Origin of the sequence: Aquimarina mycalae, assembly GCF_029906345.1 — a bacterium.
GTDB lineage: Bacteria > Bacteroidota > Bacteroidia > Flavobacteriales > Flavobacteriaceae > Aquimarina.
The window spans coordinates 423,073-440,794 of sequence record NZ_JARYGY010000001.1; the positions used below are offsets into that span (position 1 = coordinate 423,073).

Annotated in this window: 18 protein-coding genes; 6 read left to right on the forward strand and 12 right to left on the reverse strand. The window is 32.6% G+C overall.

Going from position 1 to position 17,722, the window contains the following annotated elements; genetic code table 11:
• Window positions 1–269: 269 nt before the first annotated feature.
• The 7 genes from QBK95_RS01745 to QBK95_RS01775 all read right to left on the reverse strand — a co-directional run bounded on the left by QBK95_RS01745 (window position 270) and on the right by QBK95_RS01775 (window position 9,852).
• Window positions 270–3,047: a bifunctional aconitate hydratase 2/2-methylisocitrate dehydratase gene (locus tag QBK95_RS01745; RefSeq protein WP_280929893.1), complete on the reverse strand. Its 2,778-nt coding sequence runs from the start codon at window positions 3,045–3,047 to the stop codon at window positions 270–272.
• 614 nt (window positions 3,048–3,661) lie between these two features.
• Window positions 3,662–4,126, reverse strand: coding sequence for a hypothetical protein (locus QBK95_RS01750; RefSeq protein WP_280929895.1), 465 nt, complete (start codon window positions 4,124–4,126; stop codon window positions 3,662–3,664).
• Window positions 4,127–4,203: 77 nt separating this feature from the next.
• Window positions 4,204–4,662, reverse strand: a complete 459-nt coding sequence (locus QBK95_RS01755; RefSeq protein ID WP_280929897.1) for a GNAT family N-acetyltransferase — start codon at window positions 4,660–4,662, stop codon at window positions 4,204–4,206.
• Window positions 4,663–4,672: 10 nt separating this feature from the next.
• On the reverse strand, window positions 4,673–5,626 hold the full coding sequence (locus QBK95_RS01760) for an AAA family ATPase (RefSeq protein WP_280929899.1): 954 nt from the start codon (window positions 5,624–5,626) through the stop codon (window positions 4,673–4,675).
• 1 nt (window position 5,627) lies between these two features.
• Complete coding sequence (locus tag QBK95_RS01765) at window positions 5,628–7,082, reverse strand: peptidylprolyl isomerase (RefSeq protein WP_280929901.1); 1,455 nt, start codon at window positions 7,080–7,082, stop codon at window positions 5,628–5,630.
• Complete coding sequence (locus tag QBK95_RS01770; protein ID WP_280929903.1) at window positions 7,045–7,893, reverse strand: peptidyl-prolyl cis-trans isomerase; 849 nt, start codon at window positions 7,891–7,893, stop codon at window positions 7,045–7,047. Before QBK95_RS01770 ends, QBK95_RS01765 begins: the two co-directional genes overlap by 38 nt.
• A complete protein-coding gene (locus tag QBK95_RS01775) occupies window positions 7,894–9,852 on the reverse strand; it encodes a peptidylprolyl isomerase (RefSeq protein WP_280929905.1) in 1,959 nt (652 codons plus the stop codon).
• A 175-nt stretch (window positions 9,853–10,027) separates the two neighbouring features.
• Between QBK95_RS01775 and QBK95_RS01780 the strand changes: the two genes are divergently transcribed.
• From QBK95_RS01780 to QBK95_RS01795, 4 genes are all read left to right on the forward strand, one after another.
• Window positions 10,028–10,483: an SRPBCC family protein gene (locus QBK95_RS01780; RefSeq protein WP_280929907.1), complete on the forward strand. Its 456-nt coding sequence runs from the start codon at window positions 10,028–10,030 to the stop codon at window positions 10,481–10,483.
• 41 nt (window positions 10,484–10,524) lie between these two features.
• Entirely contained in the window at window positions 10,525–10,764 is a 240-nt protein-coding gene (locus tag QBK95_RS01785) for a hypothetical protein (protein WP_280929909.1), read from the forward strand.
• Window positions 10,765–10,853: 89 nt separating this feature from the next.
• Window positions 10,854–11,363 carry an OmpH/Skp family outer membrane protein gene (locus QBK95_RS01790; protein ID WP_280929910.1) on the forward strand — a complete coding sequence of 170 codons (510 nt, stop codon included), beginning with the start codon at window positions 10,854–10,856 and terminating at the stop codon, window positions 11,361–11,363.
• A 217-nt stretch (window positions 11,364–11,580) separates the two neighbouring features.
• Window positions 11,581–11,895 carry a hypothetical protein gene (locus tag QBK95_RS01795; RefSeq protein WP_280929912.1) on the forward strand — a complete coding sequence of 105 codons (315 nt, stop codon included), beginning with the start codon at window positions 11,581–11,583 and terminating at the stop codon, window positions 11,893–11,895.
• A 185-nt stretch (window positions 11,896–12,080) separates the two neighbouring features.
• Here QBK95_RS01795 and guaB read toward each other — a convergent pair whose 3' ends face one another.
• Window positions 12,081–13,553 carry an IMP dehydrogenase gene (gene guaB / locus QBK95_RS01800; protein ID WP_280929914.1) on the reverse strand — a complete coding sequence of 491 codons (1,473 nt, stop codon included), beginning with the start codon at window positions 13,551–13,553 and terminating at the stop codon, window positions 12,081–12,083.
• A gap of 306 nt (window positions 13,554–13,859) precedes the next feature.
• Between guaB and QBK95_RS01805 the strand changes: the two genes are divergently transcribed.
• Complete coding sequence (locus QBK95_RS01805) at window positions 13,860–14,630, forward strand: phosphatase PAP2 family protein (protein WP_280929916.1); 771 nt, start codon at window positions 13,860–13,862, stop codon at window positions 14,628–14,630.
• Window positions 14,631–14,640: 10 nt separating this feature from the next.
• Here QBK95_RS01805 and QBK95_RS01810 read toward each other — a convergent pair whose 3' ends face one another.
• On the reverse strand, window positions 14,641–15,153 hold the full coding sequence (locus QBK95_RS01810) for a DinB family protein (protein WP_280929918.1): 513 nt from the start codon (window positions 15,151–15,153) through the stop codon (window positions 14,641–14,643).
• A 455-nt stretch (window positions 15,154–15,608) separates the two neighbouring features.
• On the opposite strand from QBK95_RS01810, the gene QBK95_RS01815 reads away from it, so the two are divergent.
• On the forward strand, window positions 15,609–15,974 hold the full coding sequence (locus tag QBK95_RS01815) for an Ig-like domain-containing protein (protein WP_280929920.1): 366 nt from the start codon (window positions 15,609–15,611) through the stop codon (window positions 15,972–15,974).
• Window positions 15,975–16,053: 79 nt separating this feature from the next.
• Here the strand turns inward: QBK95_RS01815 and QBK95_RS01820 are convergent, their stop codons facing one another.
• From QBK95_RS01820 to QBK95_RS01830, 3 genes are all read right to left on the reverse strand, one after another.
• Window positions 16,054–16,428, reverse strand: coding sequence for a hypothetical protein (locus QBK95_RS01820; RefSeq protein ID WP_280929922.1), 375 nt, complete (start codon window positions 16,426–16,428; stop codon window positions 16,054–16,056).
• Between the two features lie 14 nt (window positions 16,429–16,442).
• Window positions 16,443–16,880 carry a nucleoside deaminase gene (locus QBK95_RS01825; RefSeq protein ID WP_280929925.1) on the reverse strand — a complete coding sequence of 146 codons (438 nt, stop codon included), beginning with the start codon at window positions 16,878–16,880 and terminating at the stop codon, window positions 16,443–16,445.
• A gap of 64 nt (window positions 16,881–16,944) precedes the next feature.
• Entirely contained in the window at window positions 16,945–17,697 is a 753-nt protein-coding gene (locus QBK95_RS01830) for a DUF5995 family protein (RefSeq protein WP_280929927.1), read from the reverse strand.
• Window positions 17,698–17,722: the final 25 nt, after the last annotated feature.

The window sequence follows — 17,722 nt, forward strand, 5'->3', positions numbered from 1 at the left end:
TTCTGTTATTTTATTTTAAGCATTTCAAGATACGAAATATAGAATGACTACGAAAAGTGTATAAAGAATATAGAATGATTATAAAAAAGCATTATAAACTGCAATAGTTATTGTGAAAATTAAAGAATGTAATTCCAAATCTTATCAATCGTCAAACTATTATTTAGCAGAAAATCTATTACAAAAAAACCTGTGAAATTAACTTCACAGGTTTTACTCAATTATTTTAAGCACTATCTACCTAATAGGAAGACATTAAAAATCTTTGATTATATAACTAATTGTTTTTGAGATGGCTTAAATTTAGTTAACACGATCCCATCTACTGCAGCTTCATACTCTTCCATCGTAGGAGTTCTACCTAGAATTGTAGACAACACTACAACTGGAGTAGATGATAATAAAGATTCTCCTTTTTTCTCACCAGAATCTTTTACAACTCTTCCTTGGAACAAACGAGTTGAAGTAGCCATTACTGTATCACCTGGTTCTGCTTTTTCCTGATTACCCATACAAAGGTTACATCCAGGACGTTCTAAATACAGCATATTTTCATATTTAGTACGCGCTAGACCTTTTGGTGCACTATCATCGAATTCAAAACCTGAGTATTTTTGTAATACTTCCCAGTCTCCTTCAGCTTTTAATTCATCAACAATATTATATGTTGGAGGTGCAACCACTAGAGGAGCATTAAATTCAACTTTGCCTTGTTGTACCTCTATATTCTTTAGCATTTGCGCTAAAATCTTCATATCACCTTTATGTACCATACAAGATCCTACGAATCCTAAATCTACTTGTTTAGTCCCTCCGTAGAAAGATAATGGTCTGATATTATCATGTGTATAACGCTTAGAAACATCTTCATTATTTACATCAGGATCTGCAATCATTGGCTCAGAAATTTTATCTAAATCAACCACCACCTCTGCAAAATACTTAGCATCTGCATCTGGTTTTAATGCTGGTTTAGTACCTGTTTTAAGCTCAGTAATTCTAGTATTGGCTTTATCAACTAAACCTTGAAGCATTTGCTTTTCGTTATCCATTCCTTTCTCGATCATGATTTGGATACGATCTCTAGCTATCTCTAACGATTCTATTAGTGTTTCTTCTTCAGAAATACAGATAGATGCTTTGGCTTTCATCTCTGCTGTCCAGTCTGTAAATGTAAAGGCTTGATCCGATGTCAACGTTCCAATATGAACCTCTATAATTCTACCTTGGAATACATTATCACCACCAAACTGATTCAGCATTTGCTCTTGTGTAGCGTGCACTACATCGCGGAAATCCATATACGATTTCATATTTCCTTTGAAGGTAACTTTTACAGACTCTGGGATTGGCATTGTAGCCTCACCAGTAGCCAATGCTAAGGCAACTGTTCCTGAATCTGCTCCAAAAGCAACTCCTTTAGACATACGTGTATGTGAATCACCACCGATAATAATATCCCAATCACCAACAGTAATATCATTTAATACCTTATGGATTACATCGGTCATCGCATGATAACTTCCTTTAGGATCGCGAGCTGTAATCAACCCAAAGTCATTCATAAACTTCATTAATCGTGGAATGTTAGCCTTTGACTTATCATCCCATACAGAAGCTGTATGACACCCTGATTGATAACCAGCATCAACAATAGGAGATATAACTGTAGCAGCCATCATTTCTAATTCTTGTGAGGTCATTAATCCTGTAGTATCCTGAGAACCTACTATATTAACCTCAACACGCACATTAGAACCTGCATGTAATGTTTTACCTGGTGTAGTTCCTACTGCATTTTTATTGAATATTTTTTCTACAGCTGTTAATCCTTGTCCTTCTATAGAAATTTCTTTAGAAGTAGCATATACCTGAGGTATATCGATTCCTAATATTTTACAAGCTATCGTTTGTAGTTTTTTACCAAAAACAACTGCATAAGAACCTCCTGCTTTGATAAACTCCATTTTTTGTGGAGTCAATGCTGTAGAGATATCTTTTAATTCTTTATCCCCGTTATATAGCTTCTTAGTCTTTGTATTTATAGTAAGTACTGTACCCGTAGCTACAGAATATACTTCTTTTAAAATCGGTTCACCATCTTCATCAACAATCGTATTACCATCAGTATCTTTTTGCTTTACCCAGTTTTTAAGATCAATACCAATACCTCCAGTTACTCCAACTGTAGTTAAGAAAATTGGAGCAATACCATTAGTACCTGCAATTACTGGAGCAATATTAATAAATGGCACATATGGGCTAGAAGAAATACCTGTCCATAATGCTACATTGTTTACACCTGACATTCTTGAAGAACCAACTCCCATTGTTCCCTTTTCAGCTATTAACATCACTCGTTTATCTGGGTGTTGCTCTTTTAAAGCCAAAAGTTCTTGTTGCATTTCTTTGTTATGCTCAAACATACACTGCCCGTGTAATTCGCGATCTGATCTAGAGTGCGCATCTGCTCCTGGAGATAATAAATCTGTAGAAATATCACCAACACCAGCTACATATGTTACTATTTCTATTTCTTCATCTACTTCTGGCAAAGCAGTAAAGAACTCAGCCTTAGCATAACTTTCTAATAACTCTTTAGCTATAACGTTACCAGCTTTGTATGCTTTTTCTAACTGTTCTGTATCTGCTTCATACAGGAAAACTTGAGTTTTCAAAACTTTAGCAGCTTCTTGCGAAATTGTTTCATCATTTCCTAAAGCTAAATCTAATAGCACTTCTACCGAAGGGCCACCTTTCATATGAGATAATTGCTCAAATGCAAAAGCGGGTGTAATTTCTTCAACAATAAATTCACCAAGAATAATTTCTTTTAAAAACTTAGCTTTTACACTAGCAGCACTTGTGGTACCAGGTAAAACATTATAAATAAAAAAATTAAGAGAATCTTCTCTATGTGCGTTATCTTTATCTTTAATTTGCGAAATAATTTCGCTTAATAACTCAGCTCCATCAATTGGCTTAGGGTGTAGGCCTTGAGATTTTCTTTCTTCAATTTCCTTGATGTAATCCTTATAAGTGTTCATAAATTCTTTTAATATTAGATGTAAGTACATAAATACACATCAATTTCCTTTTTTTTGTCTACATAAACTACAATAACTTTATTACACAATTGTGTCATAGCAAGTCATCAAATTTGTAGTGAAATTAATATGATCCTTACATCCTATTAGTACTCTACTGGTTTAATCTTTCCATAGATGTACACCTACAATTTTCTATCAATATTAGAAGGTATCCCGTTACTTCATACGCAGTATTTACTGTTTCTGAAACTTAGGCACACTTTATTTTTATCATATCTATATTGAATGCCTTATAGTTGTATTTTATCTAACGAAAAGTCCCACGAAAATACGAATTTTAAAGGATTTTATTAAATGAAAGCCTCTAATAGCATTTTTTTACATTTTTAAAAAAAATCTAATATTTATTTACAGAAATCATCAAATTTTGATAACCTAAAATAGTAATCGCATAAAAAAACATCTAATATTTTAATTGGTTCTTTTAAGAATTACGAAAACGTTATAGTTATTTATTCAGTTATTAATCAAAAAACGACTAATTTTAGTATGAACGCATAAAAAAAGGTGAAGTTTCTCAACTTCACCTTTTCAATTCACTATGTATTGACCTAATGATCTCTTTTCTTACCTTTCTCTGAACGAGGCCCTTTCCTTCTTTTTCTCTTTTTTATTTCACTATACTTCTTAAATTGCTCATCATTAAGGGATGCTTCGAACTTGCTTTTTTCTGCTTTCATCATGTCCTTATGTGATTTTGTCATTTCCTTTTGATCATCACTCCATGTTGACTTTAGTGCTTTATGTTTTCCTTTTCTTGAAAGGTCTTCATTTTTAACAATAGCTAATTGCTCATCTGTATAAGTAGCTTGTAATGTTTTTCTATGTTCGGCATGTAATTGCCTTTGATGTTCTAATTGCGTCTTTTGCTCCTCTGATAAGCTTTCATTAAACTCTTTTCTTAGTTCTCTTTTTTGACGACGATCTTCTTTTCGTTCAGTTCGATCTTGTGACTGAACCGATAGCGATACTATCCCAAAGCATATTATCATCGCATAGGTTAAAACCTTTTTCATCTGTTTTTTATTTCTTTATTATTAAACTTTATCTATAATGAACGTTCAATACTAAGACTAATACGATGAGAAAAGGTTTAATCGTTATCTACGATTTCTATAAGTTTTTTTGAAAAAAAGATTCTTTGATGTCCTTCTGGAAAATTGTCGAGCTGACCAATAATGTCGTATCCCTTCTTTAAATAAAAATCTTTAGCCTGAAAATCAAAGGTATCTAATATTGCAATAGTTGCTCCTTTTTGGACCGCATTTTGCTCTGCTTTATCCATTAATTGAGATCCAATACCTAATGATCTGTAATCTTCGTGTACCCATAAGATCTTTATCTCTAAACCTCCCCAATATCCTATTCCAGAAAGTAATCCTCCAACAACTTCCTTTTTAGCATTTATAACTTGTAATTCTATGGGTGTCCAAATTTTTTCAATTACAGCAGGTACTTTGTTAAGATTATATGTATTCAACCCATCCAAAATTACTGAGATACTATCCTTATCACAAGGTTCTATCTGAATATCAGAAATTGATAAATGCACTTTTTTAATCTTAAAATAGGCTCTGGATAATATCTTCGATACTAACTCCTTCTGCTTCTGCCTTGTAGTTTTTAATCATACGATGACGAAGAATCCCCATTGCAACTGCTTGTACATCTTCTATATCTGGAGAAAACTTACCTTTGACAGCTGCATTTGTTTTTGCTCCCAAAATAAGGTTTTGAGATGCTCTTGGACCTGCTCCCCAATCGATATAATTTTTCACCAATTCTGTCGCAGATTCTTCATTAGGTCTGGTTTTGGCAACCATCCCAACGGCATACTCCACTACATTATCCGCCACAGGAATTCGACGAACCAAATGTTGAAAATCAATAATTTCTTGAGTGGTAAACAATGGATTTATTGTAACAGAAGTATCTCCTGTAGTACTTTTTACTACTTCTACTTCTTCTTGAAAACTTGGATATTTTAGTTCTATTGCAAACATGAACCTATCTAATTGAGCTTCTGGTAAAGGATACGTTCCTTCTTGCTCAATTGGATTTTGGGTTGCAAGTACAAAATATGGTAAATCTAGTTTATAATGATGTCCAGCTACCGTAACTGCTCTTTCTTGCATCGCTTCTAATAAAGCAGCTTGAGTTTTAGGAGGCGTACGGTTGATTTCGTCTGCTAAAATAATATTAGAAAATATAGGGCCTTTAATGAATTTAAAATGTCTTGACTCATCTAAAATTTCACTTCCTAATATATCACTAGGCATCAAATCTGGTGTAAACTGGATTCTCTTAAAATCCAACCCTAAGGCTTTTGATATTGTATTAACCATTAAGGTCTTTGCTAATCCAGGCACACCAATTAATAACGCATGACCTCCTGAAAATATAGAAATAAGTATCTGATCGATTACTTCTTCCTGACCTATAATAATTTTAGAAATTTCTTTTTTGAGTTCGGTATGTTTGCTTACCAGCTTTTCTACTGCTGCAACGTCTGACATATTATTTTTCTTTTTTTAACCAGTTACCGCTAAACTCACAGTCTCTGTACTCACCATTAATTTTTACATATGTATCATTAATTTTTTCTTCCTGCCATTTACGTATTGCATCAATTTGTTTCTTTCTAAGAGCTAATTCCTGTATTTTCAGGTAATCCTTAGAATAATCTGCAATATGTTCGTCAAAACGGTTTAATACCGTTATTAATTTATACTTCTTTCGACCTTGACGATCCTGATCAGGAATTACTAATGAGACTTCATTAGTTTTCAATTTTGATACTTGATCGTACAATATAGGATCAATTTTGGTAAGTTCAAAACGTGTATCTCCAGTTGTTGGATTTAATAATTGTCCTCCATCCTCTTTCGTTTCCTTTTCGTCACTGAATTTTCTTGCAGCTTCTTTAAAATCTATAGTCCCAGCAACTACAGCTGTACGTACAGAGTCTACAAGTTTTTGAGCCACCTCAACACTTTCTCTTGTAACATCAGGAACTAATAAAATATGTCTTACATCAATTTCTTCTCCTCTCACTTTATCCAGCTGAATAATATGCCATCCAAAGTCTGTTTTAAATGGTTCACTCACCTCTCCTTCCTGTAAGCTAAACGCCACATCTTTAAACTCTTTTGCAAATGGTGTCTGGCGATTTAAAGTATATTTACCACCTGTTGATTTAGATCCTGGATCCTGAGAATACAGTACAGCTTTTGTAGCAAAACTACTTCCATTTTCTACGATATCTGTTCTGAATTGTTTAAGTCGATCCACTACTTTCTGCTCTTCTTCATCAGGTATTTTAGGTTCAATTACTATCTGTGCCAGCTCTAATTCTGTACCAAAAAGAGGTCTTTCTTTTTCAGGAATTTCATCAAAAAACTCTCTAACTTCTTCTGGAGTAATTTCTACTTCTTCCACAATTTTAGAACGCATTTGTTCAGATAATCTATTTCCTTTATTGATTTCGAAAAGTTCTTTTCTAAAATCAGCTTCATTATCTTTTTTATAGAATCTCAAGACTTTATCTATAGTTCCTAGCTCTCTAGTCATATAGGTTAATTGCTGATCAACCATAGAATTAACTTCTGCATCTGTGACCACAATACTGTCTTGAATAGCGTGATGTGCATATAACTTATTCTCAAAAAGACTTCCTGCTAACTCACAACTACTCACATCATCTGCCGAAACACCTTCACTAATTAATTGTTGGTAAGCGATTGTAATATCACTATCAAGAATTACATACTCGCCTATCACCGCAGCTACACCGTCTATTTTAATTTTTTGAGATGATTGTGCTACATCTTCTTTCTGTTCTTCTTCCTCTTTTTTTACATCTTCAATAATTTCCTGCGCATATATCTGAATATTTGTACCAAATAATACGAACACTGCAAGACAAATAATATTCTTAATTATAGATTTCAAATTGTTTGTTTTTAATTGCATCTTTTGTAATATCCTTTTCTAATTTTTTTATCAACTCCCTCTTTCTCTTATTCAATATGATCTGTCGTATTGTTGGCTTTATGTATTCTATTGGTGCTGTTTCTTTCTTCTTTAGCACTTTTTCGATTTTAATCATATATACTCCAAGAGAATCGCGCAATTGCACGTACTTACCATCTTTGAGCACCTTGTTTCTGTCCTGTTTCTTAAGAACTGGTATTTTATGTAATACCTGATCAAACTGAACCCAACTAGAATCCGCAAAAGAAAACGTTACAAATTCTAATTTTTTGCTTCGTAAATCTTCTTCGTCTTCATCATTAAAACGATTAAATCGTGTTTGCGTTGCAACAATATTATTATAATCAGGTGGCAAATGTAAGTAACGTAGCTTTACCAACTCCTCATTAAGATTAAAATTTTCTAAATTTTCTTCATAATACGAAGCCATATCCTGATCTGTAACCTCCATATTAATAGATTTATTAATTACTGCATCCTTATAACCATTAATATATAAGGTACTTTTATAATCATCTACTAACTTGTCAAATTCTCTAAGTTCAACTTCGGTTAAATTACGTTTAGACTGATCAATGAATAATTGTCTTGTAGCCCAAATATTAATATAATTATTTACGATATTAATACTATCTTCTTTTGATGTTCCTTTTGGTAATACCTCTTTAATATCATCTTTATATAGATAGGTTTCGTTCACCCTTGCTACAACTTCACGTTTGATGTTACGATTCAACTTTCCGCAGGAAGTAAATAAAAGAAATAAGAGTATGATTGTTATATACCGCATTTATATGGCTAATTCTTTTTTAATTTTTTTTAAAGTTTTCTTATTTAATTCTACCGAGTACTTCTTTCTAAGTTCACCTAACCATTTGTTTTCAAGGTCTTCCTGAAAATCATTAATAACTTTACCCTTGATTTCTTCGAAAGTTTTTATTCTGGAAGGCACTATATTTACTACTTTAATCACGGTAAAATAGTTATCATCATTTGTCTCTATAAGTTGCTCATTCTTTCCTGTAAATGTACTGGTTATAGCATCTTCACCATGAATCAATTCTTCTTCAGCAAAAATTACAGCATCGGAATCTTTGGTATTTATTTCTTTTTTTATTTCCTGAATTGACTTCCCTTTTTCCAAAAGTTTTTTGACCATAGCAATGGATTCCTTAACAGATGAAGAAGCTTTTAGCACTTTATACGTTTTTCCCTGTATATAACTATCTTTTCTGGATTCATAAAACTTTTTGAGTCCTACTGAATCTACCTTTGCAGCATTCCATATCTTATCTTCCATCAGATCAAACAATAATAATCCGTCTCTATATTCTGAAATCACATTCGCATAATCCTGATTATCTTCTTCCAGATGTTCTTCGTAATACTGCAATAACTGAGAAGACTCATATGCCTCATATATTGATTCTATATATTCAGAAACGTCTTTATTATTTGTTTTAGGAACTCCTCGATCCTGAACATATTTTGCAAAATCCTTATACAAGTAACTGTTTTTACCTATAGAAAATAATGGTTTTTCTAATGACTCTTCGTCTAATTGAACATCCCATTTCTCTTTAAATATAGACGTAGGGACTACTTTTTTAAAGTAAGTTATTGCTTCTTCATTTTTGTTTAACGAATATTTTTGTTTAAGAGAATTTATAAAAGATTCTGTGATAAGTTGGGATCTACTATCTTTCTTAATTCTTCGAGTTAATTCTCCTTCTAACTCATTAAACGTTTTGGGAGGGTGTTTTTCTAACAATTTTATAATATGCCAACCATATTTCGTTTTTACTGGTTGCGATAAATCTCCTGCAGTTTGCAATGCAAAAGCAACTTTCTCAAAATCTTCAGAATTTAAAGCTCCTTGAGCAAACTTATTAATTTTACCTCCATTAACAGCTGTATTGCGATCATCACTATACTCCTTTGCCAAAGTCTCAAATGAAGCGTCTTGTGTCAACTGTATATTAATTTCTTTGATTCTTTCTTTTGCCTGCTCCTCGGTTCTGTCCTTATTAAAAGCTACCATAATATGAGCTACAGTTACCTCTCCTAAGGTTTTTTGTTTATCATTTACTTTTACAATATGATAACCAAAACGAGTTTTAAATGGTTCTGACACTTCACCAATCTTAGTAGTAAAAGCTGCATCTTCAAAAGGATACACCATTCTAAATGCTGAGAACCATCCTAAATCTCCTCCATTCTTTTTTGCCGAAGGATCTTCACTATATTGAAGTGCTATCTCTTTAAAATCTCCTCCCTTAACAATCTTATTTCTAGCTTCGGTGATCTTTTGATATGCAGTTAAGGTATCTTTGGGTGATGCATTCGGTTTTACTAAGATCAAAATATGACTTGCATTTACTCTTTGTTGTAAACGATCATATGCTTCTTTTACCAATGCCTCAGAAGCTTTACTATCGGTAAGATATCCTGCAGATAATTGTTTTTTATATCCTTCTAGTTCCTTGATATAAGTTTCCTTTTTATCTAACCCTTGTTCTTTAGCTTCTTCTAATTTTAATTTATAATTAATAAAAAGCTCTAAATATTCGTCAATATCCTTTTGGGATTCATCTTTCACAAGGTCTATATTCTTGAGATAAACTCTCTTAAATTCTGAAGTATAAACGGGAGAATTATTAATCATTAGTAGTACAGGATCCTTCTCCTGACCATATACTAAAGAGGCTAAAATAATTCCTAAAAAAAGTAGTATCGATTTTTTGTGCATAGTTCTTTCTAAATATAATCCCCAATTCGGACAAAAATAATAATATTAACACGTTTTACAAGCTCTTCTAGTAACGAATCATTATGATAATATAGTATTAAATACCTTTTAAAATTTTGATGATCTCCTTATATTGTAATTATCAATTGATTTATTAATAAACAAATGATCAATAATGGAGTATACTAACAAAATAGAAATTGCATTACCCAGAGATCAAGTCGTTGCCAAATTTGATAATGAAGAGAATATGAAACATTGGCAAAAGGGTTTTGTTGGAATGGAGCATCTAAGCGGCGAAAAAGGGAAAACAGGAGCTACAGCTAAGCTTAGTTATAAGATGGGAAAGCGAGAAATTGAAATGATAGAAACAATTACTTTATTAGATTTACCTGAAGCATTTCATCTTACCTTTGACGCAAAAAACGTGTATAATATTCAAGAAAATCATTTTGAAGAATTACCAAATGGTCATACAAGATGGATTTCTAAAAATGAATTTAGATTCAGTGGGTTTATGAAAATTATGGGGTTTTTGATGCCAGGAGCTTTTCGAAAACAATCCCTTACTTATATGCAGGATTTTAAAACGTTTGCTGAAGAAGGGAAAAGTGTCCTTGAAGATTCTTAAAAAATAAGATTAAGATTAAGATTAACATTAAACAATAACTATTGGAACGAAAATTAAAACTGATTTGGGATTTTAGAGGGCCTACAGCAAGTAAAACCGCTAAACATCATGAAATTCATCTAAAAGAATATATAGCTATAGAAAAATTAGCAATTAACCTTACTGGATATGTTGATGTAAACGAAATGCATAGTTTGGCTTATATGGTTGTTACAGATGCAGAAATGAAATCAGTGAGAGACGCTCTAAAACCGCATCGAGGTCAACTTTATGAGGAATAGATTTTTAAAAAATATTTGTCTTGGCACGTATATTGCCTTAGACCTTATATATTTGCAAAAATTTAAAATCAAGAATTAAAATAATTACAATGAAAAACATACTATTTCCAATTTTATTATTGATCATTAGTACACAAGCGATAGCACAACAATCTAAGGTAGGTACAGTAGATAGTGAATTTATTCTTTCTAAAATGCCTGAACTTACGAAAATGCAGGAAGAATTAAAGGCTTACAACGCCAATTTAGAAGGTGAATTAAAGATTAAAGTTGATGACTATCAAGCCAAAGTAAAGGCATACCAAGAAGGTGTAGCTACAATGACAGAGCCTATGAAAAAAACGAAGCAAGAAGAAATTATTGCTTTAGAAAATGATATCGCTAAGTTTCGTCAGAATGGTTCTCAATTGGTTCAGATAGAACAAAATAGATTACTACAACCTTTATATAAAAAAATAGGAACTGCTCTTGAAGAAGTTGCTAAAGCGGAAGGTTATACGCAAATTTTAACAATTACAAGTAGTGGATTAGCATATGTAGATCCTAATTTTGATCTTACAAAAAAGGTAATGACTAAGTTAGGGATTCCTTTGCAGTAGTTTTTACACATATAACACCAATTAAAAAGAGGTTGCCTTAAAAAGGTAACCTCTTTTTTTATTGTCAACGATCATCTAATCTTTTACAGAATCTATTGATACAATCAAATTACCTCTTTGTACACTCATAGGCGCAGTAAGTGAATTCGACATAACTTGTTATTGTCTTCCTAGTTACATTTATCAAAAAATTATTAATTATTTAAAAACACAAATTATGAAAACTAAACTTTTAAGTATACTTCTTAACATTGCTTTTGTTGGGATGATGAATGCAGACTGTACCGTATCAACACCTTGCGGAGACAGAACCTATGCAGTAGATAGTGTTTCTGCATCTAATATAAATGGCGTGGTAACAGTAGAGGATAGCGAAGGAAATATACTCGACACTTTTGAATGCGATCAAAATTCTGTTTCTACAAGTTGTTCTTCTATAAGTGATGGAGATACAGACGGAAATACAGATGATGAGCCAAGAGATTTCTGTGATTATATCCCAGATTTCTTTAAGCCTCTTTTTGGTTGTTAAAATTTTATTGTAGAATTCATCCAACTTAACGGGCCAACCTGCTTAGTCTCTAACTTTGATTTTATTAAAAAAAGGTGCTAAATAAGTAAATGATTTCATTACCGTTGGTCCACATATTCATTAAAAAAAAGCAATACTACTAGTATTGCTTTTTTTTTAAATATTTTCATAACTATTGCTTATTACTATCTGCTATAATTAGGTGCTTCTTTTGTAATAGTCACATCATGTGGATGGCTTTCGTTAATACCACTTGCGGTGATTTTAACAAAGCGTCCTGTTTCTTGTAAAGTTTGGATATCTTTTGAACCGCAATATCCCATTCCTGCACGTAAACCACCAACAAATTGATGTATACTTTCGTACAACTCTCCTTTGTAAGCAACGCGTCCAACAATTCCTTCTGGAACTAATTTTTTAATATCATCTTCTACATCTTGAAAATAACGATCTTTGGAACCTTTCTTCATAGCTTCGACAGAACCCATTCCACGATACGATTTAAATTTTCTTCCTTCGTATATAATCGTTTCTCCTGGGGATTCTTTTGTTCCAGCAAGTAATGACCCTAACATTACACTATCTGCTCCTGCAGCAATCGCTTTTGGTATATCGCCAGTATATCTGATTCCTCCATCAGCAATAACTGGAACTCCAGATCCTTTTATCGCAGATGCAACTTCTAGTACTGCAGAAAACTGAGGAAAACCAACTCCTGCAACTACCCTAGTTGTACAAATTGATCCTGGTCCTATTCCTACTTTTACAGCATCAGCACCAGCATCTACCAAATATTTAGCAGCCTCACCAGTAGCTATATTACCAACAATCACATCAAGATTTGGAAATTTATTTTTTACTTCTTTAAGCACTGCAACAACTCCTTTAGTATGACCATGAGCAGTATCAATCACTACAGCATCTACTCCAGCATTAACCAAAGCTTCTGCGCGATCAACTGCATCACCAGTAACTCCAATCGCAGCTGCTACTCTAAGACGTCCTAATTTATCTTTATTAGCACTTGGTTTTAAAGTAAGTTTAGTAATATCTCTAAAAGTGATTAAACCTACTAATGTATTGTTCCCATCTACAACAGGTAACTTCTCAATCTTATTATCTTGTAGTATCACTTCTGCTTCTTGCAACGAAGTTCCTTCTGCTACAGTCACAAGATTTTTGTTTGTCATAACTTCAGAAATAGGTCGCTCATTGTTCTTTTCAAAACGTAAATCTCTATTTGTAACAATCCCTAACAATTTGTTATTACCATCAACAATAGGAATTCCGCCAATACTATGCTCTCGCATATTGTTTTTAGCATCTATCACTTTTGCATCTAGCGGTAAAGTAACAGGGTCAATGATCATTCCGCTTTCAGCTCTTTTTACCTTGCGTACTTTCATTGCCTGTTCCTGAATGGTCATATTTTTATGTAACACACCAATACCACCTTCTTGTGCCATCGCGATTGCCATACGACTTTCTGTAACAGTATCCATCGCCGCAGAGACAATAGGTACATTGATTGTAATATTTCTAGTAAATTTAGTTTGAATACTTACTTCGCGTGGTAATATTTCTGAAAATGCAGGAACTAATAGTACATCATCATAGGTAAGTCCTTCTCCAACGATTTTGGATTCATGTGCTGTCATGGCAATTAAGATTTAATTGCGTGCAAATATAAGTCTTTTTTAAAGGAATCCTATAAAACAATAGGAGTAATATCTTAATTGCCTTTTTACAATTGGCAAGAAAAAATATTCACATTAACACATTTAAAAAAAACCTTCAAAACTCCTTTAAACACTGGTTTTTAAACCATTACACATTACTTTATTTTCTATTTGTTTTAAAAATAGTTAATAATCTATTTAATTATTTAACATTTTTTTAATATTTAAATAGTATATTTCAAACAGGTAGATCCCAAATCACCTAAAGCCCCAAAACAATAACCTATGAGAATTAGTATTAGTCTACTATTGATTTGCTTATGCATATATAGTACCCAAGCCCAGTTTACCGACTCACCGCTTACCAAAACCCAATTGAAAACATCCAAGAAGACTGAAAACAAAAAACCCAAAAAGAATTTGTTTACAAAGAGAATTGTACCTATCACTTTAATCGCTTCTGGACTTTTATTATCTACTAGTGATTTTGAGAAATCGCTTCAAAAGGACATTAGAGGTTCTGTGGGTGATGATTTTTATTTTGGTATTGATGATTATACAAGATATGCGCCTATAGTACAGATGTATGCAGCTGATATTTTTGGTGTTGAATCCAAAAACCATTGGTTTGATCAAACTAAAAACCTATTAATATCTTCCTTAATAACAAGTGCCGCCACAACAATTCTAAAGCAAGAAGTACGTAAAGAACGACCAGAAGATCCAACCAAATTAAACTCTTTTCCTTCTGGGCATACTTCTATGGCCTTTGTTTCTGCTGCGGTTTTATATGAAGAGTTTATTGACACGAGCCCTCTTCTAGCTTATAGTGGATATTTTTTTGCAATTACAACTGGAAGCCTGCGAATGATGAATAACAAACATTATCTTTCCGATGTTCTTGTAGGAGCAGGTATTGGTATTTTGTCTACACGACTTGTATATCATTTTGATCACCTAATATCTTGGAATCCATTTAAAGAAATGGATGATGTAGCCTTTGCGCCACAATTTACTGGTGATGGGCTAGCTTTGTATTTTTCTAAATCCTTTTAACACTATTATTTTACCAACCTCTGGAGTAAGAAAAATTCTCCTTAGATATATAGCTCAGATAATCCATTTTTAACTTTGAGATTTGTTTAAAATGTAGGTAATCATGAGCTAACCAATTCGCCAGAAACTGTTGGGCTGTCATTAGTCCAAAATCAACGTGCATACAGCTGTTGTTCCATTTTGGTTTTACTAAAGAATGTAACCATATTAAAGATGATTTCCTTTCTTCTAAAAACTTAGACACCACAGCATCATACTCTTGCTTAATATATTTTCGTTTATCCACCCAGCTAACTGGATCAATAGGTGTAAAAGGTTTATCTGGTGTAAAAAGCACGTGTGATGTTCTTGTTCTGAAATCTTCTATTTCTTCATCATAAAGATGGCATATAATTTCTAATAAACACCAACGATTAGGATCTTGCTTCCACAGATATTCTTCTTTAGAAACCCCTGTTAATGATTGTTCAAAAATTCCTAAATTTCTTTCAAGCTCTTTAATGATTAATTGGTGGTTCATCATAATAATTATTTATTTCTTAGAATATATTATAAAACTACAATTGAATTCCATAAATGGTATCATTGTTTTAAAAAAAAGTGATTTGACCATTAAAATCAAGCATAAGGGTAAGATACCCCTTTAAAAATCAGTTTTTTAACTCTTTCCCTAGATCGCTGAATGGCTTACTTTTGAAAACAATATTGAAGTTCTTGAATTATTTGAGTTAGCCAAATTCAATATATGTAATAAACAAAAAGCCTGAGAAACTGTAATACCAAAAACTCTCTCTTTGGATATGGGCCAGTCAGAACCGAGGGTAAGAAAAACTATATAAATGTAATTGTATGCATTTCTGACAACAGTGGAAGTATTCAAAATCAAGTGGTCACTATTTTTTTTAGGCTTTTTTGCAATTTAAATTTTTAAGTAACTCGAAATATCTATTTTAATTTATACTATAAAAACTCGCAATTATGATGACAACCTATTCTTTACGCACAACCAGTTTTCTTATTGTTCTTGCTATTTCAATGCTTGGTGTAAGCTGTGGCAAAGGAAAATGCGCTAAACCTGATGTAGAAAAAATTAAAGCTTCAATTAGTATGGCTGCTGGTGGACTTACTATAAGTGGCGCTGCAGGAGCTGTAGAGCCAGGAGCTACGGTAACAATTACTGATGCCGCTGGTGTATCTACAACAGTAACTGCTAATAAAGATGGTAGTTTCTTTGCTCCTTTTGGACAGTCTAATGCTGGATTAGGAGATACTCTATCCATTACTCAAAAAACAAATAAATGTGCAGAAAGTGATCCTACAAAAACAGTTATACAACAACCTTAATAACCACTGATACCAACAAGCTGGCAATTTATTTTTCAGAAAAATACTTTGCCAGCTTTTTATTATCCATCAATCTTATTTATCTATCTTGGATCGACTTAATAAGATTTATTACAAATACAATCAATGAAATTAATCCAATAATCAAAATGATCTCGAACTGTACATTTTTAGAAGAAATAATTAAAGACAAAATGATTAACCCTATATGAACTATAGATAAGGCTTCTTTGGTTTTTAATCTAACGAGTAGTAATATTCCATAACCAACTAAAAACAACCACCACGTAAAAGGTTCAAAAAAGAAAAACAAATTGGTAATATCCCAAGTCCATTGCACTGTTTTATTAATTATTACTGGAAATCTAAATCCTATTATAAAAAAATGAAAAATCAGATAGGTAATCCCAACTAATAAAAACATTTTACTTCTAAACAGATTTCTTAGCATCATACGATTACATCATTTTATTCTCCTATATCTTCATTCCAGATCTCGGGTTTATTCTTAATAAATGCATCCATCATATCTTTACATTCTTTATTGTCCAAAACGACAACTTCTACACCCTCTTTTTTTAACAAAGATTCAGAGCCCAAAAATGTCTGATTCTCACCAATAACAACTTTAGGTATTCCATATAGCAATATCGCTCCTGTACACATAGGACAAGGTGATAAAGTGGTATATAAAGTACATTGTTGATACACTGCAGCTGGTTGTCTGCCAGCGTTTTCAAACGCATCCATTTCCCCATGTAGCACTACACTTCCATTTTGCACCCTTTTATTATGCCCTCTTCCAAGAATTTTATCCGCGTACACAATAACAGATCCTATAGGAACACCACCTTCTTCCAATCCTTTTTTAGCTTCTTCTATTGCAGCTTGCATAAATTTATCCATGGCTATTTTTTGTTTTGTAATTCTCTATATATACTCCTAAACGAAGCAAACATTCTTCGATTGATTATTCCTTTAAATCTTCAATTTTATCAGCAACAGAGCCTCGCTCACCTATTCTAACAACACCCAAAATGACTCCTACAATAAATCCTGGACTAGTAATAATAGAAGCATTATCAGCTACTTTGTGATCTCTTTTTACAATGACAGCTTCTAATTTATCATCTGGAGTAGCTGCTATTTCTTTAGCAAATTTCCACGCTCCATCTCTGGCTAGTTCCATACTAAAATCTACTAAAAAATTATCCACCTTACGAGTAAACTTTAAAATCTTTTTTAACGTAGGCCAGATTTCGGCAAGATCGTTTTCTACTTTTGTTACTAATGATGACAGAATTTCATTGATTTTATCAAAATCATCTTTAAGGTTTTCTATATTTTGTCCTTTAGAAACTGCTGCTGCTGCAATCCCCAAATCCAGATTAATATGTGCATTCATACCTATCAACAAATGTTGTAATACAATCGGCCAATAGTTCTTAGATAAATCAAAAGCAACCTTCCATGAATCTGTGACTACCTTATGATCCTTAAACGCATAATACGCATCCAAATATCTACTAGCAAAAATTACATCTAGTTTTTCCATTCTTGTGCCATCATCAAAAAAGTTATTTTCAATACCTTCTTTTACTTTTATGGTCACTCTTCTATACAATGCAGCAAAATATCCTAATGGGTCATTATTGGCTTGTGATTCTTTTATGATGCTATCCAAGGAATTGATAACATCATCAATAGTAGTAATTGGTTTCAAATTGTAGTTTTATGATATTGTGTAT